General features: G+C 61.8%; 15 protein-coding genes and 1 pseudogene. 9 read left to right on the forward strand and 7 right to left on the reverse strand.

What is annotated here, in order from left to right:
* The first annotated feature begins 111 nt into the window (after window positions 1-111).
* The 7 genes from LAC81_RS37680 (at window position 112) to pepT (ending at window position 8,630) form a co-directional block, all read left to right on the forward strand.
* Window positions 112-651 carry a hypothetical protein gene (locus tag LAC81_RS37680; RefSeq protein WP_223730652.1) on the forward strand — a complete coding sequence of 180 codons (540 nt, stop codon included), beginning with the start codon at window positions 112-114 and terminating at the stop codon, window positions 649-651.
* A gap of 104 nt (window positions 652-755) precedes the next feature.
* Window positions 756-2,360 carry an ABC transporter substrate-binding protein gene (locus LAC81_RS37685; protein WP_223730653.1) on the forward strand — a complete coding sequence of 535 codons (1,605 nt, stop codon included), beginning with the start codon at window positions 756-758 and terminating at the stop codon, window positions 2,358-2,360.
* A gap of 6 nt (window positions 2,361-2,366) precedes the next feature.
* The gene (locus tag LAC81_RS37690) at window positions 2,367-3,344 is read left to right on the forward strand and encodes an ABC transporter permease (protein ID WP_223730654.1); all 978 of its coding nucleotides are present in this window, start codon (window positions 2,367-2,369) and stop codon (window positions 3,342-3,344) included.
* Between the two features lie 11 nt (window positions 3,345-3,355).
* The gene (locus LAC81_RS37695) at window positions 3,356-4,231 is read left to right on the forward strand and encodes an ABC transporter permease (RefSeq protein ID WP_223730655.1); all 876 of its coding nucleotides are present in this window, start codon (window positions 3,356-3,358) and stop codon (window positions 4,229-4,231) included.
* Window positions 4,228-5,985, forward strand: coding sequence for a dipeptide ABC transporter ATP-binding protein (locus tag LAC81_RS37700; protein ID WP_223730656.1), 1,758 nt, complete (start codon window positions 4,228-4,230; stop codon window positions 5,983-5,985). Before LAC81_RS37695 ends, LAC81_RS37700 begins: the two co-directional genes overlap by 4 nt.
* An 89-nt stretch (window positions 5,986-6,074) precedes the next feature.
* Entirely contained in the window at window positions 6,075-7,310 is a 1,236-nt protein-coding gene (locus LAC81_RS37705) for a CapA family protein (protein WP_223730657.1), read from the forward strand.
* 75 nt (window positions 7,311-7,385) lie between these two features.
* Window positions 7,386-8,630, forward strand: coding sequence for a peptidase T (gene pepT / locus LAC81_RS37710; protein WP_223730658.1), 1,245 nt, complete (start codon window positions 7,386-7,388; stop codon window positions 8,628-8,630).
* A gap of 328 nt (window positions 8,631-8,958) precedes the next feature.
* Here pepT and traD read toward each other — a convergent pair.
* Together traD and traC are read right to left on the reverse strand one after the other, a co-directional pair.
* Window positions 8,959-9,173 (reverse strand): annotated as a pseudogene (gene traD / locus LAC81_RS37715) (type IV conjugative transfer system coupling protein TraD).
* 4 nt (window positions 9,174-9,177) lie between these two features.
* Window positions 9,178-9,468 (reverse strand): conjugal transfer protein TraC, encoded by a 291-nt coding sequence (gene traC / locus LAC81_RS37720; protein ID WP_223730659.1) that lies wholly within the window; start codon window positions 9,466-9,468, stop codon window positions 9,178-9,180.
* Window positions 9,469-9,978: 510 nt separating this feature from the next.
* Here traC and LAC81_RS37725 point away from each other — a divergent pair.
* Window positions 9,979-11,814 (forward strand): caspase family protein, encoded by a 1,836-nt coding sequence (locus tag LAC81_RS37725; RefSeq protein ID WP_223730660.1) that lies wholly within the window; start codon window positions 9,979-9,981, stop codon window positions 11,812-11,814.
* 100 nt (window positions 11,815-11,914) lie between these two features.
* On the opposite strand, the gene LAC81_RS37730 is transcribed toward LAC81_RS37725, so the two are convergent.
* Entirely contained in the window at window positions 11,915-12,814 is a 900-nt protein-coding gene (locus tag LAC81_RS37730) for a hypothetical protein (protein ID WP_223730661.1), read from the reverse strand.
* 274 nt (window positions 12,815-13,088) lie between these two features.
* Between LAC81_RS37730 and LAC81_RS37735 the strand changes: the two genes are divergently transcribed.
* A complete protein-coding gene (locus tag LAC81_RS37735) occupies window positions 13,089-13,958 on the forward strand; it encodes an alpha/beta fold hydrolase (protein WP_223730662.1) in 870 nt (289 codons plus the stop codon).
* A 27-nt stretch (window positions 13,959-13,985) separates the two neighbouring features.
* Here the strand turns inward: LAC81_RS37735 and LAC81_RS37740 are convergent, their stop codons facing one another.
* The 4 genes from LAC81_RS37740 to LAC81_RS37755 form a co-directional block, all read right to left on the reverse strand.
* Window positions 13,986-14,576, reverse strand: a complete 591-nt coding sequence (locus LAC81_RS37740; RefSeq protein WP_223730663.1) for a cation transporter — start codon at window positions 14,574-14,576, stop codon at window positions 13,986-13,988.
* Window positions 14,577-14,770: 194 nt separating this feature from the next.
* Window positions 14,771-18,037 (reverse strand): error-prone DNA polymerase, encoded by a 3,267-nt coding sequence (locus LAC81_RS37745; RefSeq protein WP_223730664.1) that lies wholly within the window; start codon window positions 18,035-18,037, stop codon window positions 14,771-14,773.
* Window positions 18,034-19,554, reverse strand: a complete 1,521-nt coding sequence (locus tag LAC81_RS37750; RefSeq protein ID WP_223730665.1) for a Y-family DNA polymerase — start codon at window positions 19,552-19,554, stop codon at window positions 18,034-18,036. Before LAC81_RS37750 ends, LAC81_RS37745 begins: the two co-directional genes overlap by 4 nt.
* Complete coding sequence (locus LAC81_RS37755; protein ID WP_223730666.1) at window positions 19,469-20,230, reverse strand: ImuA family protein; 762 nt, start codon at window positions 20,228-20,230, stop codon at window positions 19,469-19,471. Before LAC81_RS37755 ends, LAC81_RS37750 begins: the two co-directional genes overlap by 86 nt.
* Between the last annotated feature and the right edge of the window lie 53 nt (window positions 20,231-20,283).

Below are 20,283 nucleotides of genomic sequence, written 5' to 3' on the forward strand. Positions count from 1 at the left end.
TGAAACGCCAGTTCGCCTCGAATGGTGGGTATCAAGGGAACTGACGGCTACATCCGGTGCGGGAACACCGAATGCAGCCTGACCACAACCAAGCTTTAGGGAGCTCGGATCATGGCTGATTCCGACAATACCAGAACTTTGTCTACGGTCACCCGAGGAGAATTTCATTCTCGCGTGGTGGCGTGTTTTCCCACATATCCTGAGGTTGCAGCCCATCAGAATCCAGGGTTTCGCCTTTCTGGCGATGATCCGGCGGTCGCTGTTTGGCAGGAGTGGTGTAGCGCCTGGCAACTTTTGAGCGAATCAAACGCGCAGCAGCAGCGGATCGAGGCACGCCTATTCAAGGCGGCAGACGGCCCGGTTGAACGCGATCCCGACCACAGCGAAGCGCTCGAAGCCGAGGATCGCGCTGCGATTGCCGAGGAAGAAGCGGCGAAGGCTCTGTGGGACACGCCGGCGCAGTCGGCCGCCGGTGTGACCGCCAAACTGCACGCTATTCTCAGCCGCTCGCAGCCCTCACCCACCAATCCCGATGAGCCGTGGCCGCAAATCCGCGGGGTGATGGCGGACCTCCTCGCGATCGATGCGGCTGGCGCGCCGCCCCGTCGGCTCGCCGTGCGCGAACGCGAAGCCGCGTTGCCGAATAGCTGAGCACGCCACGCCCGCCTGGGCTCAAACAATCGGTTGATTTTCCCCGCGCCGGAGCCTCTCCGGGGCGAACCCTTGACTCTGTCAAAAACAAGAAGGAACAACACATGAAACTGGGAAGCCCCTTTCGCCCCCGCCGGCTGACGGCGTTTCTGCTGTCCGTCGCGCTCGGCGCGTCGTTGATGTCGACGCCGGCCCGCGCCCAGGAGCAGGGCGAGCTGCGCATCGCCACGTCCTACAAGCTGATGACGCTTGATCCGCACTACGCCAACCTCAACGAGAACACCTCGTTGCTCTCCCACATCTATGAGCGGCTGGTGTATCAGGATGAGGGCCTCGAGCTGAAGCCCGGGCTTGCCACCTCCTGGCGCGCGCTCTCCGACACGCGATGGGAGTTCAAGCTACGCGACGGCGTGCGCTTCCATGACGGCTCCGTCTTCGATGCCGAGGACGTCGTCTATTCGATCGAACGCATCCGGGATTTCCTGAAGCCCCCGAGCGGCGGCTTTCGCGCCGCGCTGAGCGGCATCAAGGCGGTCTCGGCAATCGATCCGTTGACGGTGGTCATTGAGACCAACGGTGCCGCTCCTAACTTGCCACTCACCTTCTCCTCGATCTTCCTGATGAACAAGCCGGTGGATGGTTTTGAGACGACAGAGGCGCTTAATTCCGGAACGCCGCCGGTTGGTACCGGACCCTACCGGTTCGAAAGCTGGAGCTCCGGCGAAAGCCTGAGGTTGAGCCGCAACGACGCCTATTGGGGCGGCAAGCCCGCCTGGCTGAAGGTCGGGTTCCGGGTGATCGAGAGCCCGGCTGCCCGTGTGGCGGCGCTCAGCACCGGTGAGGTCGATGTCGCCGACGCCATTCCCGCCCGCGATGTCGATGCCTTGAAGCAGCGCGGCGCCTGGATTGCAAGCGTCGGTGCCGCCCGCATCAACTTCGTGCAGTTCGATGTGGCCCGCGACACCTTGCCCGGTGTGACCGACAAGGCGGGAGCGCCGATCGCCAACCCGTTCAAGAACCCGCTCGTCCGCCGTGCGCTGGCGCTGGCAACCGATCGCGGTATTCTCGTCGACAAGATCCTCGCCGGTTATGGCACCGCCGCATCGCAGGTGTTTCCGACCGGCCTGCCGGGCACGTCGGCCAAGTTGCTGCCCGAGGCGCCGGACTATGAGCAGGCCAAGGCGCTGCTTGCCAAGGCCGGACATCCTGACGGGTTCAATCTGGTGCTTGCCGGTCCGGCCGGCCGTTATCCCGGCGACGCCGAGAGCCTGCAGGCAATCGCCCAAAGCTGGGCCCGGATCGGTATCAATGCCCAACCATCGGCAGCCCCGTTCTCGGTGTTCAACACCAAACGCGCTGCCGGCGACTATGCCATCTGGTATGGCGGCACCTCCGGCGAGGCCGTCCACATCATCCTTCGCGCCCTGCTCGCCTCGCCGAACCCCGAACGCGGAACCGGAGCGCTGAACTTCGGCAAGTACCAGAACCCCGCATTCGACGAGATGCTGGCCAAGGCCGAGAGCATTGCGGTCGGTCCGGAACGGAATGCCGCATTGAGTTCGGCAACCGAGCTGGTGATGGCCGACCAGCCAATCATCCCGCTCTACCACTTCCACCATATCGTCGGTTACGGCCCGCGCATCGGCGCCTACGTCATGCATCCGCGCGGCTGGACGACGGCGATGCAGACGATCGCTGCAACGGAGTAAGCTTGAATGGATATGATCTCGGTCGCACTCGGAAGGCTGTCACAGGCCTTCCTGCTGCTCATCGCCATGTCGTTGATCGGCTTTATCGGCATCCACACCGTCGGCAATCCGGTCTTCAACGTCGTCAACATCGAAACCGCCACGCCCGAGGACATTCAGGCGGCAACCATCGCGCTCGGTCTCGACCAGCCGATCTGGCGGCAGTACCTGGTGTTCATCGGCAATGTCGTCAGCGGCAACTTCGGCACCTCCTACATCTACCATCAGCCGGCCTTTACGCTGGTGATGAGCAAACTGCCGGCGACACTTGAGCTGGCCTCGATCGCCATGCTGATCGCAGCCCCGCTCGGTACCGGGCTCGGTCTTCTCGCCGGTCGCCGCAGCGGCACGCTGTTCGACCGGACGCTGCTGAACGTTAGCGTCTCGGCGCTCAGCATTCCCTCATTCTGGCTGGCAATGATGCTGATCCTCGTCGGCGCCATCCTCACCGGCTGGTTTCCCTCCGGTGGCCGGGGGGCAACGGTGCGTATCCTCGGTGAGGACTGGAGCTGGCTCACCGCCAACGGATTGTGGCACCTGGTGCTGCCGGCACTGGCGCTCGCCATTCCCAACATCGCGTTGATCGCGCGGCTGTCGCGCTCCGGCACGATAGAGGTCGAGAGCCAGGACTTCACTCGCTTCTGCCGCGCCAAGGGGCTGTCGTCACGACGGATCCTGATGCGCCACACGCTGCCGAACATCAGCGTGCCGATCGTGACGATCATCGGCCTGCAGTTCGGCGGCATGCTCGCCTTTGCCGTGGTGGTGGAATCGATCTTCTCGTGGCCGGGCGTCGGCAAGCTTCTGATCGACTCCATCCAGCTGCTCGACCGCCCGGTGGTGATGGTGACGCTCACCTTCATCGCCGTCGCCTTCGTCGTGCTCAACGCCCTCGTCGATCTTTTCTATGCCGTGCTCGATCCGCGCGTGCGCCTGTCTTCCTGAAGGAGACCGTCATGAAAGCCCAAATCCTGAGCGCACTTAAGAAGCGCCGACACGGACCGGTCATGACCGTGTCCAAAGTACTGCTCGTCAGCTACGTCCTCGTTGCCATCGCCGCACCGCTGATCGCACCTCAGAACCCCTATGATCCGCTGCAGATCTTTGGCTGGGAGGCATCGTCGCCGCCCGGAACACTGGGTAGCGGTGGCTATCTCTATCTGCTTGGAACTGACGGGCTTGGCCGCGATATTGTCAGCACCATCCTCTATGGCCTGCGCATCAGCCTGGTCGTGTCGATCGTCAGCTCCGCGCTTGCCGCCCTGATCGGGCTCACCGCCGGGGTCAGTGCTGCCTACTTCGGCAAATGGGTCGATGTCGTCATCATGCGGCTCGTCGACCTGCAGCTCAGCCTGCCGACCATCCTGATTGCGTTGATTGCCATCGTCACGCTTGGACCGGGCATCGACCGGATCATCCTGGCGCTGATCATCGCCCAATGGGCGACCTATGCGCGGATCGCTCGTGGCGTCGCGCTGAGCGAAGTCAAGAAGCCCTACATGGATGCGGCCCGGCTGATGCGGCTGCCGACGTCAAGGATCCTCTTCCGTCACCTGCTGCCCAACAGCATCGCGCCGGCGATCACTCTGATCCCGATCGAGGTCGGTCATGCCGTGGCGTTGGAGGCGACGCTGTCCTTCCTGGGCTTGGGCGTTCCGATCGACAAGCCTTCGCTCGGCGCCGCCGTTGCCAACGGCTTCCAGTACCTGATGACCGGCCAATACTGGATCAGCCTGTTTCCAGGCCTCGCGCTCTTCGGCCTGATCGCTTCCATCAATCTTGTCGGCGAGGACGTTCGCCGCAGCCTCGATCCAAGGAACCAGACGCGATGACATTGAACCAAGTGAACGCCGCCCTGCAGCCCTCCTCGCCTCCGTTGCCTTCCTCGCCGCTGGTGCCCGCGTCGCCGCCATTGTTGCGGGTCGAGAACCTTGGCCTTCGCCATCTGTCCAGGCTCGGCCCGACGACGATCCTGAGCGACGTCAGCTTCGAGCTCCGCCGCGGCGAGATCCTTGGCATCATTGGCGAGTCCGGTGCTGGCAAGTCGACCGTCGGCAACGCCATCCTCGGGCTGCTTGCGCCGGAGTTCCAGCAGACATCGGGAACGCTCAACTTCGACGGCAAGGCCTTGGAGGCGATGTCGGCGGGAGAGCGCGAAGCGCTTCGGGGCAAGCGCATCTCGGCAATCTTCCAGGATCATACCGCCTCGCTCGATCCGCTGATGAGCGTTGGCGCGCAGGTTGAGGAAACTTGCCTGGCGCTCGATCCAACCCTTTCGAGACGTCAGGCCCGCACCCGCGCCATCGATCTGCTGGCCCGGGTCGGCATTCCCGAGCCTGAGCGACGATTTGGCAACTACCCGCACCAGTTCTCCGGTGGCCAGCGGCAGCGCATCGTCATCGCCATCGCCCTTGCGGGGTCTCCCGACATCATCATCGCCGACGAGCCGACCTCGGCACTCGATGCCACCGTGCAGAAGCAGGTGCTCGGATTGCTCAGAACCCTCGTCGACGATACCGGTGTCTCCGTCATTCTCGTCACCCACGACATGGGGGTGATCTCCGAGATTACCGACCGGGTGCTGGTCATGAAGAAGGGCCAGGTGGTCGAAGCGGATGACACGGTCACCATCCTCGATCAGCCGAACCACGACTATACCAGGAAGCTGCTTGCCGCTGTTCCACGGCTTCGCATTCCTGCAAGGGCAGCGAAGGTGGAGGACAAGACGGCACACGCTGATGACAGTGGCGTTGACGACTGGTCCCGTGTCGCGGACAAGCTCGAACGTCCACTTCTTGTTGCCGAAGGCATATCGAAAGTGTTCTCTCCGCAGGGTTTCCATTGGGGCCTTGGCCGGAAACGGTCAAGCTCCGGTCTGCGTGATGTCGGCATTCGTCTGCAACGCGGGACGATCACCGGCATCGTCGGCGAGAGTGGCAGCGGCAAGACCACCTTCGGCCGGATCCTTGCCGGTCTAGACAGCGCCCATGAAGGTCGGATTGTGATCGGTGACAAAAGCTTTGAGGCTGCCTCAAGTGGCCGGCGCAGTGGTCTTCTCGGCCGGGTGCAGATGATCTTCCAGGATCCATCGGTATCGCTCAACCCACGGATGACCATCGGCGAGACGCTTGAGGAAAGCATCCGCTTCGGCGCCGGTGGGGGTTCCAGGGGCCGATCTGTGGCTGACACCGCGGCTGAGATGATGGATCGGCTCGGCCTTGCCCGCAGCCTGCTGTCCCGCCATCCGCATCAGCTCTCTGGTGGCCAGAAGCAGCGGGTCTGTATCGCCCGAGCGCTGCTTGCCGAGCCTCAGATCATTGTTGCCGACGAGCCGACTTCGGCCCTCGACGTCTCGGCCCAGGCCGAGATCGTTACTCTGCTGAGGGAGACCATCGCAGAGCGGGATATGACCATGGTGTTCATCTCTCATGATCTCGCCATCGTCCAGGCACTGTGCAGCGCCGTCTACATCTTCAAGAACGGTCGGGTCGAGGACTTTGGGTCCTCGGACTTCATCTTCTCGCGCTCCGACAATACCTACACCCGCACGCTGATTGCCGCCCGGCCAGAGCGCTTCACATGCTGAGGGGTGCGTCGACCCTCAGCGAGCGGATCCAACCCGGAACCATCAGATATTCGAAACGGCTGGCGCGTGTCGCCCCAGAAAGTCCTCCCATGCAACACCGCTTCACCCTCGCCGTTACCGGCCAGTCGCTGATCAAACATGACATCCGCGACATCACCGCTCCGGCATTCGCCAAGGTTCGCTCGCTGCTGCGCGAAGCCGATCTCGCCTTCACCAACTTCGAAGGCACGATCCTTGGACGTCACGGCGGCTGGCCGCTCAAGGGCTCGTTCTTCGGCTGCAGCGATCCGGTCGTGCTCGACACTCTGGAGGGTATCGGCTTCAAGGCGCTGTCGCTGTCGAACAACCATGCCTTCGATCTCGGTCCCTCGGGCGTGCTCTCGACGCTCGAAGAGGTCGAGAAGCGCGGCTTCCTTCATGCCGGCCTCGGTCGCGACCACGCGGCTGCCTCACGGGCAAGCCGTGCGACGGTATCCGGGCGGCCGATTGCCATCGTTGCGATGGACGGCGGCCCCGGTCCCGACTTCATGTATGCCGCCAATGGCGACGCCAATCGCCCGGCCCGTCCCGGCGTCAACCGGCTCGGGATTAGCCAGAGGATCGAGGTCGACGGTCCCGCCTTCGAGCAACTGGCAGCGATCCGCGACCAGGTCGGTTACACCGCGATCGATCTTGCCAATGACAGCCAGCCGGACGATCGCCCTGAGCTTGACCCGGAGACCGAGGTCGCCATTGCCCGCGCCGTGTTCCGGCGATCGGAGCGCTGCGGCCGCAGTGTGACCATCGATGAGAGGGATCTTTCCCGCAATCTTGCTGCGATCACGGCGGCGGCGCAGGACGGATCGTTGGTGGTCGCCTATCTGCACCATCATCATTGGGCGTCCGACTGGTATCAGGTTCCCGACTGGGTGAGTGCTGTCGCCCGCGCCTGCATCGAGGCCGGCGCCTCCCTGTTCGTCAGCCACGGTGCGCCGGTGCTGCAGCCGATCGAGATCTACCGCGGTCGGCCGATCTTCTATAGCCTCGGCAACTTCATCTTCCATGTCCGCTCCGAGAAATCGACCTGGACGGCGCCGGAGGTCTGGGAGAGCGTTGTGGCGGCGACAACCTTCGACGCCGACAACCGTCTCGTCGAGATCAGACTGCATCCGGTCGTCATTGGCGGCGACGCGGCGTTGCTGGATGGTGTGCTGGAGCGGCGCCTGGCGCCGCATCTTGCAACCGGGGCCCGTGCCGAGCGCATCTTGCGGCGGCTGAAAGAACAATCGGCCGGGCTCGGCGTCGAAATCCAGGTCTCGGACGGCGTCGGCATCATCCGGGCCTAGTGGCTCGTTCTCCGCCCATTCCGACACCGAATCGGGCCAAGTCATCTCGGCCCGCCCACCCACACGAGGACCATCATGGACATTCGCCAGGAACTGATCAGCCGCTTCTTTCGCTATGCCGCGATCGAGAGCCAAAGCAATGCCCGCGCGACTTGCCTGCCCTCCTCGCCCGGACAGGCAGCACTCGCCGCCCTCATCGCCGATGAGATGCGGGTGCTGGGCCTGGCAGACGTCCGCGTCGACGAACATGCCATCGTCACCGGGGTCAAACGCGGCAACCGGCCCGAAGCGCCGGCGATCGGCTTTATCGCCCATCTCGACACCGTCGATGTCGGGCTCTCACCGTTCATCCGGCCGCAGATCCTCCGTTTCGACGGCAAGGATCTTTGCCTCAACGCCAAGGACGATATCTGGCTGCGCGTTGGCGAGCATCCGGAGATCCTCGGTTGGACCGGCGAGGATATGATCGTCAGTGACGGCACCAGCGTGCTCGGGGCCGACAACAAGGCGGCGATCGCCGTTATCATGACGTTGCTTGCTCGGCTCGACCAGCAGACACATGGTGACGTGTTCGTCGCCTTCGTGCCCGACGAGGAGATCGGCTTGCGTGGCGCCAAGGCGCTGGATCTCGCCCGCTTTCCTTGCGACTTTGCCTATACGATCGACTGCTGCGAACTGGGCGAAGTGGTGCTCGAGACCTTCAATGCCGCCTCCGCCGAGATCGTCTTTACCGGTGTCAGCGCCCATCCGATGTCGGCCAAGGGCAGCCTCGTCAATCCACTGACGATGGCGATCGACTTCATCGCCCAGTTCGACCGCAACGACACGCCCGAACACACCGCCGATCGCCAGGGCTTCTTCTGGTTCAAGGATCTCGTCGCCCATGACAGCGAAGCGACACTCACCTGCCTGATCCGCGACTTCGACAGCGATGGCTTTAATCAGCGCAAGCGGCGGATCGCCGAGGTGGCGGAGCGGGTCCGCTCAACCTACCCGACCGGCAACATTCGCTATCAGGTCACCGACACCTATCGAAACATCGCCACCAGCCTGGCGCACGACGACCGCGCCGCTCGCCTGTTGTTCGACGCCATGGACGGGCTTCAGATCGACAGGAAACTGATCCCGATGCGCGGCGGTACCGATGGGGCCGTGCTCTCAGCCCGTGGCATTCCGACGCCGAACTTCTTTACCGGCGCCTATAACTTCCACTCGCGCTACGAGTTCCTGCCGATCCCGGCGTTCGAAAGTTCGTTTGAGGTCGCGTTGGGAGTTTGTCGGTTGGCGGTGATGAGCATATCGCCAAATTGTTTGACCTAAAGCTGCAGTCATGGACTTGGTCGCGGGTACCCGATCAGCAACTGTTGCAAGGCGTGTTTCCTCCCGTATCGCGGCGATCAACAATGTCGCCGTGCTTCCGGCAAGGGCTCCCCAGGCCGCGTATTTTATGTTCGCGGAGCCTGCGCTCGTAAACAGGAGGACTGTGCCGATCGTGGCGGAGACGACATAGGGCGCGGCGATCCCGATCCGTCCGAGCGTCAGCCTCGCGGCTTCCGTTTTAGCAAACTCCGCAAGCCATTGTTCGATCCCGCTCATGCCGACGACCGCCATGACCATCAGCACGACGGGCACGGATACGAAGGCAAGCTTATTCGCCGCCATTGCCGAAGGCTCTGTTCCGATGGCAATCAACCGCGCCCGCTCGCCCTCGTCCGCATGAAGCTTGCGGCTAAGATCGACTAATGCCCCTAACAGGAGGGCGCGCTTTTCGTATCGCAAACCCGCCTTGACAATCAGGCCGCCGAGTTCGATTTTTTCTCGCGTATCCTTCTTTCGTTCGTCGGATGTCATCGTCTTCGCCATCCGCTCAAGCCTCGTCACTGCTGACCGGATTCGCGCCAGGGATGACCACCGCGGTCGATGGACCGGCGTCTCCATTCCCCCTCTTCCTTCCGGTCGTAGGATACTTCCCGCGGCGAAACCCAGTCGCGAGGTCTTCAAAGGCTGCGAGAAGCGCAATTTCTTCAATCGAGATTTCGCCAAGTCCCGCCTTGAGCGCAAGGTGGCCAATCCCTTCGGCCTCACGGGTCTCCGCCTGCCTCAGTTGTTCCTGGAGCTTGGCGATTTCATTGCGAATTTTCGAGGAAGGTTTTTTCATTCCGTTCGTCTCCCTGACTTTGGAAAGCTTGTCTTTCGAAGCCAGTTTTTCTGACTGGAGCGCGGAACGCACTATGGAGAATCCTACAATCGCCGAGGCGCAAGCTTTGATGAATGATCACGGTCGTTCCGAAGGAGCGGGTTTCAAGGGCGCATCCGGGCTCGCAATTGATGATGGCTGCGAAGCAGTTGGGTCTCCGCGGCGTCTCGGGGCTTAGAAACTGCCAGAACCTGCATGATTTCCTCCAGCATTGTTGCTCGGTGAGGAGATCAGCACGAATCGAAATCGTGCGTCAGTTGCAGGATTCTACATTCCTAGTTCGGATACGGGCCCGTGGTAGACGGGAGCGCCTGTAGAGAGTAACTCGGCTAGAGCTGCTTGATAGTGCACGCGAGGCCGTCGTTGCATCGTGAATTATAAAAATCTAATATAAATGCACGCGATGGGGCGCATCCAAGAATATCCCGTCATGGCAATCCGTTTCAGTCCCTGGGGCTTGGAGGGTAGGTCATGCAGTGGCGTGCGAAACTGAGATCCTGGATCCTTTCGGTCCCTATGCTCCTGCTCGTGGTCGGGCATGGCTTCGCCGAGGAGAATGGCAAGCGGCTTGCGCTCGTCGTCGGCATGGCGAACTACGTCGCGGCGGGAACGCTTCCCAATGCCGCTCGCGACGCTGAAGCATTCGGAACCTTCCTCAAGGGACAAGGATTTGAAACCGATCTTGTGCTCGACGCAGATCGCAGGGGACTTGCTGGCGCGCTTTCAAACTTTTCCCGCAAGATCGGGCCCGATGATGTCGCCCTGTTCTACTATGCCGGACACGGCATGCAGCTGCACGGAGAAAACTTTCTCATCGGCACGGACGCGAAGCTCGAGAGTGAGTTCGACGTTCCCGCCGAAACCATAGCCCTGTCGGAGATCATCAACGCGCTGGAGAAGCGCGCCCGGATATCGATGGTCTTCCTGGATGCCTGCCGCAACAACCCTCTCGCCAATCGGCTGAACACCGAAGTCGAAGGTGCCACCCGCGGTGGCGCAACCAGAGGCCTGGCACCGATCGAGACCCAAGGCGCCGGCACGCTCGTCGCCTTTGCGGCCGCACCCGGCCAAGTGGCAGCCGACGGCACCGATGGGCATTCGCCGTTTACCCGCGCCCTGATCGCCAATCTCTCCGGTGCCGGGCTGGAAGTCGGCACCGCCTTCAAGCGGGTCGTGCGCGACGTGCGCAAGGAAACACAGGGCAAGCAGCAGCCGCAGATCCTGTCGTCGCTGTCGCTGGAGTTCTATTTCGGTCCGGAAACGGCAGCGCCACAGACCCCGACGGTGCAACCGGTCCAGCCGGCACTGGCGGTACAGGCGCCGGCTACGGACCCCGTTGATCCTGAGGTAGAAGTAGATTTCAAGAAGGCGTTGAGGATCGGCACGCCCCGGATCTGGCGCTTCTTCTTGGAAAAGCACCGGACCGGAGAGTATGCGGAACTCGGGCGTCGGACGTTAGCGCAGATCGAGCCTGCATCGGTGCGCAATCAGTCGCATCTGCCACAGTCCGTCGAAGCGAGACTTTTGCCAGATAAGGAGCAGAGGCGGAACGTCCAGCTAGCGCTTGCGGCCAAGGGGTTTGCCACGGGCGTACCCGATGGCGTTTTTGGTGGACAGACGCGCGAGGCGATCAAAAGCTACCAGCGCAGCAAAGGCGAAGGCGGCTCGGGTTTTATCACCGAGAGGACGGCCGAGAGCCTCGGCATCAAGGTGAACCTTGCCGCCGACGGAATCTATAGTTCGGCGACGGCGCGCACTTATGACATCAAGGATCTTACGGGTCTTGAAACAGACGAACGCGTCCTTGCCGCCGTGAGGTGCACGAGCTACGAGCCGTCCGTTTATGGCGCCTTCGGGGGACATTTCTACGTCGCTGTGCGAACCGGACCGTCGCTCGCGTCCTATGCAGAGATCGTCGCCAAGCGATGCGGTGCTCGCCTCGCCTCGATCACGTCGGAGGCTGAGAACGCATTCGTCGCGTCGCTCTTCAACTCCGACCCCAACTTTTTCGATATGGGTTTTTACGTTCCGGACAAGATCAGCTACAAGGTCGGGCCGTGGATCGGCTTGGTTCAAGACCCGCAAGGCAAGGAGCCAAGAGGCGGCTGGCATTGGAACAACGGCGAGGCGATGACCTATTCAAAGTGGTGGTCAGGCGGGCCAAACGAGTTCAAACCAGGAAACGACCTTGCGATGTACTACACTCAGCGCGACGGTCGGCTCGACATGAAGAGCACCTTTGTCAACACATGGCATGACATGGGGACCAAGAACACGAGCCCGAGCCTGGTGCTGGAATTTGAATAGTCACTCGTGCCAGTTTCGATACAGGGTGACTTTCCACAATCAGTTGGTTCAGGGCTGGAATTTGCGGTCCCTGGTTATGTTCGTGCATTTTGATAGCCCTTCACGAACGAGGTTGGCGTGTAGAACGTTGAACGGTCTCTGCTGTACGGTGCGTCCTTGATATTGCGCGTCTGCGTTCGCGAGATCGGGCCTGCTTTCTGGCGGTGCGCAATTCCTCAAGGTTGGGTAGCCACCAGCCGCGCCTATGATCCGGCTCGACGCGCGCTGGCCAAGTTGAAACCAATTCGCGCAGCGTTGCTAGCCGCCAGGAGGCCCAGACAAACTCCATCAGGCTGTTGTCCATAAAGGGATAGAAACTGGAGAAATTTCGAGGGACGATCTCCTGCGAAATCCCGATGAATACGACGACGCCGTAGGTCTGCGTTGATACAACGCGCCCAAGGTCAGGAGGGAATATGGGCGGGACGGGGTATCGGCGCCTTCGCCGTTCATTGGTCTTGTTTCGGGCTTGCGTCTCTTCGAATGATCCGCGCAAGCTAAGGCGTCGTAGCTTTCGTGCGTCCGGTTCGTTTCGGCGCGCTGCGGCCTCGATCGTCGCCCATCGTTTCTTGAAGTCATCATAGGATCGAAACGGGACACGCCACGTCTTTGTATCCTCATCCCAATGCGCCCAGGGGATCTGCCTCAGTTCGCCGACAATGGTCCTGGAGTATGGTGTGCGCAGGCGAAGATCATCTGCGACTTCAAGGTATGGGCTGACGATCGGGTCGAACTCGAAAGCGTCTTTCCCCTTCTCGTCGGCAAACGGATCGCTTTGCGATAATTGCCGATCCATCCACCTGGCGAACCGGCGTTCGGCTGTCTTGCCGGGGACAAACCAGTTTCGCCTGTCGTCATTCCATCGCGCTCGAGGAAACTCCCGTCGAAATTGCTCAAGCGTCTCCCGGTCGTAGGGAAACGAAACATACGCCCCGAGAGGAGTTGCTGATTGGCCCGACATTGTATTGCAGCGCCTCCTCCTCGTTTGAACCGCGTTGTCATTCCATCAATGGGATAACGAGCGCGTGCGGTCACCGTTCCCAAGGGGGCAATTTTCGGATTGGTTCAGCAGAAAGGATTTACCAGGATCAGCAACAACGGCCTTTGCACGCACCCCCATGCGGAACCAACTACGCTCGCCGATGGTTCTTCAACCTTGGGAGCTGGACAGCCAGCATTCCCGGTTGGAGAAGTGACGGGACGGTTCTCGGCCGTTCATCGAATGGAGGTTCGCGATGGACAGCCTGGTGCGACATCGGAGGATCACGATTTCTGGAACTGATACCTTCTATCGCGAGGCCGGTCAGCAAAGTTCCCCGGTGATCTTGCTCCCGCACGGATATCCCTGTTCATCCTATGAATTTCGCAATCTGATGCCTCGGCTTGCCGACCGTTGGCGCCTCATCGCCCCGGACTTTCCCGGCGCCGGTTACAGTGGGACGCCAGAGGATTTTGCTTACAGCTTCGATGGGTACGCTGTGTTCCTCGAGAACTTCGTCGACGCTCTTCAGATCGATCGCTTCATTCTCTACTTGCATGATTTTGGATCGCCCATTGGCATCCGGCTGGCCATCAGAAAGCCAGAACGCATAGCCGCGCTAATCATTCAAAACGGTGATATTCCCTATGAAGATGCTTTGGGTCCCAAGTACGCCGAAATCGAAGAGGCCTGGACCCTTCCAGATCCGGAGATGAGACGTACATTGGCGGCAGCGGTCAGCGAAGAGGCTTTCGAGGACGAGTTTCTGAATGATTTGAAGTGCTCCCTAGCAGACGCTATCTCTCCTGATCTTTGGAGGTTGCATTGGTCACTCATGACCCCAAAGCGAAAAGAGATCGCAGTCGACCTTATCGTCGGATTGAAAGAGAACCGGGCATGGTTTCCTCAGCATCGCAAATATCTGCGCGAGCACCAGCCGCCCACTCTGATCGTTTGGGGACCAAATGACCACTATATGCCGGAGAAGTCCGCAAGAGCCTATCTGCGCGATCTTCCCACGGCTGAACTCCATCTTCTCGACGGAGGGCATTGGCTTCTTGAAACGCATCTCGATGAAGCAGCCGAACTTATCCGCGGTTTTCTTGGACGCGTTCACGCGGTCTGAGCGGCGCGTGATCAACCGACAGCTTCCTCATGCCGCGGCTTCATGTTCTTCTCGCGCTGCTCCCCACACCTCCTTGGCGGCATCAAGGTTCAAGTAGGCAATCCCCAAGCCAACGATAAGATCGGGCCATGCAGAAGGCCAGAGATAGGCGGTTACGAGGCCCGCGGAGATAATGGCAACATTGGCGAGAGCATCGTTGCGAGCTGACAGGAATGCCGCCCGCGTCAGTGAGCCGCTGGCATGGCGGTGGGCAACAAGCAGATACGCGCAACACAGGTTGACGACCAGAGCACCCAGGCCGGTCAAACTGAGCGCAAACGGTTCAGGCGGGATTGGAGCCAGGACCTGGTGCCACCCCGTCCAGAGGAAGGCCAAAGCAGGCAACAACAGGATGAGCGCCATTGCCATCGCTACTCGGGCGCGGCTATGTGCCGACCATGCCATAGCGAAAAAGATGAGCAGGTTGACGGAGGCATCTTCAAAGAAATCGGCACTGTCGGCCAGCAGAGACGCCGATCCGATGCGCAAGGCAACGATGAACTCAATGCCGAAATAAGCAAGATTTGCAAGGGCTACGATCAATACCGCGCGCCGGAGCGTCTGATCAATGGGCGGCATGTTACATCCCTCGCAAGGCAATGATGACGTATAGAGGCATCATTACCTGATTCAAGGACTGGGTGCGAGGCGCGTTGGCAGCCACTTGCGGTATGGTCGCGTCAGAGTGCTTGGCAACTGGTGGACCGTCGTTTGCCGAAAACGGGTTCAGCCACCACGTCCGACCTATGATAGCCGGGAGCGCCTGTAGTTTGTCACCGAAAATCCCGTGTCTTCACCTTGATCGCATCAAGATGCAGGTACGGATCGACTATGTCGCGCGGCCGAGGACCCTTGAGCATTCCTCGTGGATCGGGTGCCGGCGCCCCGCGATGAAACTCGTCGCCTCGACCGTGAGGCAGAGGGAAGTCGGCATCACGATCGCCAACACTGGCGAGCTCGCCGGACAGGTCGGTCAGCCGGTGGGCTATCAGGTGGACCACATCGCCCTCCTTTTGGATCCGGCCATAGATGCCGAGCATGCCGGCGCCCAGCACGACGCGGCGGTATTTCTCGAAGGTCTTTGCCCAGACGACGAGATTGGCAATGCCGGTCTCGTCCTCGATGGTGATGAACATCACGCCCTTTGCGGAACCTGGTCGCTGGCGGACGAGCACGAGGCCGGCGGCCTCAAGCCATTTGCCGTCGCGCGACTGCATTGCTTCCCGGCAGGAGGCGACGCGGCGCTTCGTCAGATCCGCGCGCAGGAACGCAAGTGGATGCTCACGCAGCGTCAGCCCGACATGGCCGAAGTCCTCGACCACCTCGCCTCCCGATGTCATGGGGTTCAGCGCTATAGCCGGTTCGTCGAGCTCGGCCACGGTCCGGTTCTCGCGCTCCGACGCCGCCTCAAAGAGCGGCAAAGGTTCGTCGCGCAGCGCCTTGATCGCCCAGAGCGCCTCGCGGCGGGCAAGGTTCAGCGAAGGCCTGAATGCATCGGCTTCGGCGAGCTCGACAAGCGAGGCGGCAGGTACGCCGGCGCGGCGCCAGATATCGTCGACGCTCTCGAAGGCGCCCTCCGCGCGCACAGCGACGAGTGTGGCCGCGTCAGCATTCGCAAGCCCCTTGACCATTCGCAACCCAAGGCGGACGGCAAACCGGCTTTCGTCGCCGGTCGGTTCCAGTGTGCAATCCCAGCGGCTCTGATTGATGCAGACCGGCCGAACTTCCACCCCGTGCTCGCGCGCGTCGCGAACGATCTGGGCCGGTGCGTAGAACCCCATCGGCTGGGCATTGAGGAGGGCCGCGCAAAAGACATCCGGATGCCAGCATTTCAGCCAGGAGGACGCATACGCGATCAGCGCGAAGGAAGCGGCATGGCTTTCCGGGAAACCGTAGCTGCCGAAGCCTTCCAGCTGCCGGAATGTCTTTTCGGCAAAGTCCGGCTCATAGCCGTTCGCCACCATGCCGGCGATCAGCTTCTTGCCGAACTTCGAAACACCGCCGGTGTGCTTGAAGGTCGCCATGGCGCGCCTGAGCTGATCCGCTTCGCCAGGCGTGAAGCCGGCACATTCGATTGCCACCCGCATCGCCTGTTCCTGAAAGAGCGGCACACCGAGCGTCTTGCCGAGCACCTCTTCCAGTTCCGGCTTCGGATAGTCGACCGTCTCCTTGCCCTCGCGGCGCCGCAGATACGGATGGACCATGTCGCCCTGGATCGGACCGGGGCGCACGATCGCCACCTCGATGACGAGGTCATAGAAGGTGCGCGGCTTGATCCTTGGCAGCATCGACATCTGCGCACGGCTTTCGATCTGGAAGGTGCCGAGCGTATCGGCGCGTCGGATCATCGCGTAGGTTCGAGGGTCTTCCGGCGGGATTCTGGCAAGGTCGATATTGATACCCTTGTGCTCGGCCAGAAGATTGAAGCCTCGCTTCATGCACGAGAGCATGCCGAGCGCCAGGCAATCGACCTTCATGAACTTCAGGATATCAATGTCGTCCTTGTCCCATTCGATCACCTGGCGCTCGGCCATTGCCGCCGGCTCGATCGGCACCAGTTCATCAAGGCGATCATGGGTCAGCACGAAGCCACCTGGATGCTGCGACAGGTGACGCGGCGCACCCATCAATTGGCGGGCAAGGTCCAGCGTCAGGCGCAGGCGCCGGTCGCCAAGATTGAGGTTCAGTTCCTCGGCATGTTTTTCACCGACATCCTCACCCCATCCCCAGACCTGGGACGAAAGCATCTTCGTCATGTCCTCGGGCAACCCCAGCGCCTTGCCAACGTCGCGAATGGCGCCTTTCGACCGGTAACGGATGACGGTCGAACAGAGTGCCGCATGGAAGCGGCCATAGGTGTCGAACACCCATTGCATGACGATCTCGCGGCGCTCGTGCTCGAAGTCGACATCGATGTCGGGCGGTTCGCGCCGCTCCTCGGAGACAAAGCGTTCGAAGAGGAGATCGTTGGTATCAGGATCGATCGAGGTGATGCCGAGCACATAACAAACGGAAGAATTGGCGGCCGATCCCCTGCCCTGGCACAAAATGTCCTTCGAGCGCGCGAAGCGGACGATCGCGTTCACCGTCAGAAAGTAGGGCGCATATTGGAGCCTCTCGATCAGCCGCAGTTCATGTTCAAGGTTCCGCCTGACCTTGTCCGGCAACCCCTCGGGATAGCGCCAGACCGCACCTTCCCAAGTCAATTGCTCCAACGTCTGCTGTGCTGTCAGCTCCGGATTGGAGCGCTCCTCCGGATATTGATAGGCGAGCTCGTCGAGCGAGAAGCGGCACCGGTCGAGGATCTCGATCGTGCGATCGAGTGCTTCCTGATAGTGTGGGAAGAGACGCACCATTTCTTCCGGGGGCTTCAAGTAGCGGTCGGCATGGCGCTCGCGCCTGAAACCCGCTTCATCGATGGTGATGTTGTGACGGATACAGGTGACGACATCCTGAAGGATGCGCCGCTCGGGAACATGAAACAGAACGTCGTTGGTTACGACAGTCGTCACGCCTGACGCCCTGGCCATATTTGCGAGCCGATGGAGCCGCAGCTGGTCGTTCGGCCGGCGCCGGAGTGTCAGCGCCAGATAGCTGCGGTCGCCAAAGGCTTGCCCCAGATGGCGAAGCTGCAGCGCCAACTGGTCATCGGCTTCACCTGGAACAAGAACGACAATCAGGCCTTGGCCATAGGCAACGAGATCGTCCCAGCCAACCCGGCATTTCGCTTTCCCGCCACGCTTTTTGCCGAGCGACAGCAACCGGCAAAGGCGGGCATAAGCCGGCCGATCGGTCGGGTAGACTAGCACGGAGAGACCGTCGTCGAGATCGAGCCGGCAACCGACGATCAGCCGCACGCCGGTGTCTCTCGCTGCCTGGTGCGCCCTGACGATGCCGGCGAGGCTGTTGCGATCGACGATCGCCAGCGCGTCGATCTTGAGTTCTGCAGCGCGCTGAAACAGCTCCTCCAAGGATGAGGCCCCACGCAGGAAAGAAAAGTGCGAGGTCACCTGCAGCTCGGCATAGCGCGGCGCCGTCATGCGAATATCCCATGCAGGAACCAGCGATGGCTGCCGGTTTCACCATGTTCGCCGTCGCCGGAGCGAAAGATCCAGTAGCGCTCGCCGGCGTCATCCTCGACCTGGAAATAATCGCGCACAGCCACGAGCTCGGCATCGCGCTTCCACCATTCGCCAAAGACGCGCTCCGGACCGTCGGCGCGGCGAACGCGCCTTCTAACGCCCCGCCAGGTGAAGCTGACCGGAGGATGGTCGGGAAGGAGCGCCATGGTTTCGATCGGTTCGGGATGAAGAAGAAGGCGCGTCGGCCGCGGCCAGTGACCGGACCAGGTCTCGCCCGCATCCGGCGCCATCGGGGCAATGCGGGCGATGGAGCGCTCAGGCACATCGCTTGCGACCGGCGCGAAGCGGAACAGCCGGCGCTGGCCGATCCGGTTGCCGATAATGTCGATCAGGCCGGAGACATCGGCCTCCGGCTCCTCGACCAGCGAGGAAATCACCTGAGTGGCGATGAGCGGCTCGGCATGGCTTGCCGTCAACGACATGATCTCGATCCCGAAACCCGGATCGATGGTTTCGATGCGGTCGGTCAAAAGACGCGTCAAGCGCTGGAAGTCGCGGACGGGCGTGGTGGTTCCTGCCCGGATCGCCTGATAGGAGTTGTCGACGCGGTGAAACAGAAGATCGACCCGACGCGCGCCGAGACCCTTTTCCTCAAGCAACCGGCAGAGCATAGCCACGAGTTTGGCCGTATAGCGCGCGATCGTCTCGGCTGCAGCGATCGGTTCGCCAAAGGAGCGCCGGACCTCAATGAGCTCAGGCGTGCGGATCGGTTCGATCGGCTCGGCGATGCGGCCGGCCGCCTGGTCGAGACGCCGACCGAGTTCCGGTCCGAAGCGCAAGGCGAGCGGCGCGCGCGGCTGACGGTCGATGTCGCCGATTGTGTTGAAGCCGAGAACACGAAGATCATGGACGATCGATGGTTCGAGCCTGAGTGCTGCGATCGGCAGATTGGCAAGAAGCTCTCGCTGAACACCAGGTGCAATGGCAATCGTCGGCTGAGCCAGATACTCAGCCGCATGGGCAGCACCCCAGGTGTCGGCAACCGCGGCGCGCGCGGCGGTGCCCGATCCATGGAAGCGATTGACCATGCCCGAGAGCATCAGTGCTTCGCCACCATGCAGATGATCGGCGCCTGATGTGTCGATCACCAGGCCGTCGGGCGGATCGGCGGCAACGATCGGCGCATAACGCTGCAGCGCCCAGAGTGCCAGGCGGTCGAGCGCCTCGGCGTCGGCCACGGGATCTGCATCCATGACGACGAGATCGGTCACGAGCGCCTGTGCCTTGGTCGCCGCCATGCCAATCCTCAAACCCGCAGCATGTGCTGCAGCATTTGCCGCCATGACCACCCTTCGGCGTTCGCGGCGGCCAATGAGGACAAGTGGAGCGTCAGCCGGCGGCGCGGTGTCGGCGAGCTTCCGCCTCAGACGGTCCGTCGGCCAGGTCGGAAGGAACAGCGATACGACCCTTGGCATCGGGGGCCTCCACTTCGAAATCTGCACTTTCGCCGGCGCGGCAACGGATAAGCTCGACGAGCCAGCGCGCGCGGCCGACGCCGGGAACGGGTAGTGGCGCCGAAGGCAGGACGGAAACCCGCCAGCGTGTCGTCGAAGCGGTCGGCTGCCCGAAATCCGAGGCCTCCGTCTGCCTTCGCCAGCGGCGGATCGCGATCCCGATTGTCCCTGAGCTTTCGGCTGCAAGCTGCAACCGGCGCGAGGCCGTCATCGAAAGGCGGGCCAGTTCGCCAGCGACGACGCTGAGACCCCCATGACGCAAGCCTTCCTCCATGCAGGAAAGAAGCGCCTTCTCGTCTCCGGCCTCCACGAATATGACGCGGCCCGGCGATAGGCCCACCTGGGCGAGCGCCGGCGCGAAGAGGTCTGGGCGTGTCACGCACCAGAGCACCTTGCCCTTCGAGCGGGCAGCGATGCCGGCGCAAAAGAGTGCCGCAGCCGCGCCGTCGATGGCGCCATTGCCGCCGCCGGCGACCTCGTGAAGCGCGCCAAGCGAAAGCCCCCCGCCGGGCAAGCGTTGATCGATGGCGGCGACGCCGAAAGGCAGGACCTTTCGCCCGCGGCCGCTTGTGCCTTGGAGACGCTGGATGCGGTCGCGAAGTTCTGAGACGACGGTATTGTCGACTGGACGGGGCATTTTGGAAGGAACAGCTCCCTGGGACTATGCATGAGTCTTTCTGTTGATATGTT

It is taken from the genome of Ensifer adhaerens, from assembly GCF_020035535.1.
GTDB lineage: Bacteria > Pseudomonadota > Alphaproteobacteria > Rhizobiales > Rhizobiaceae > Ensifer.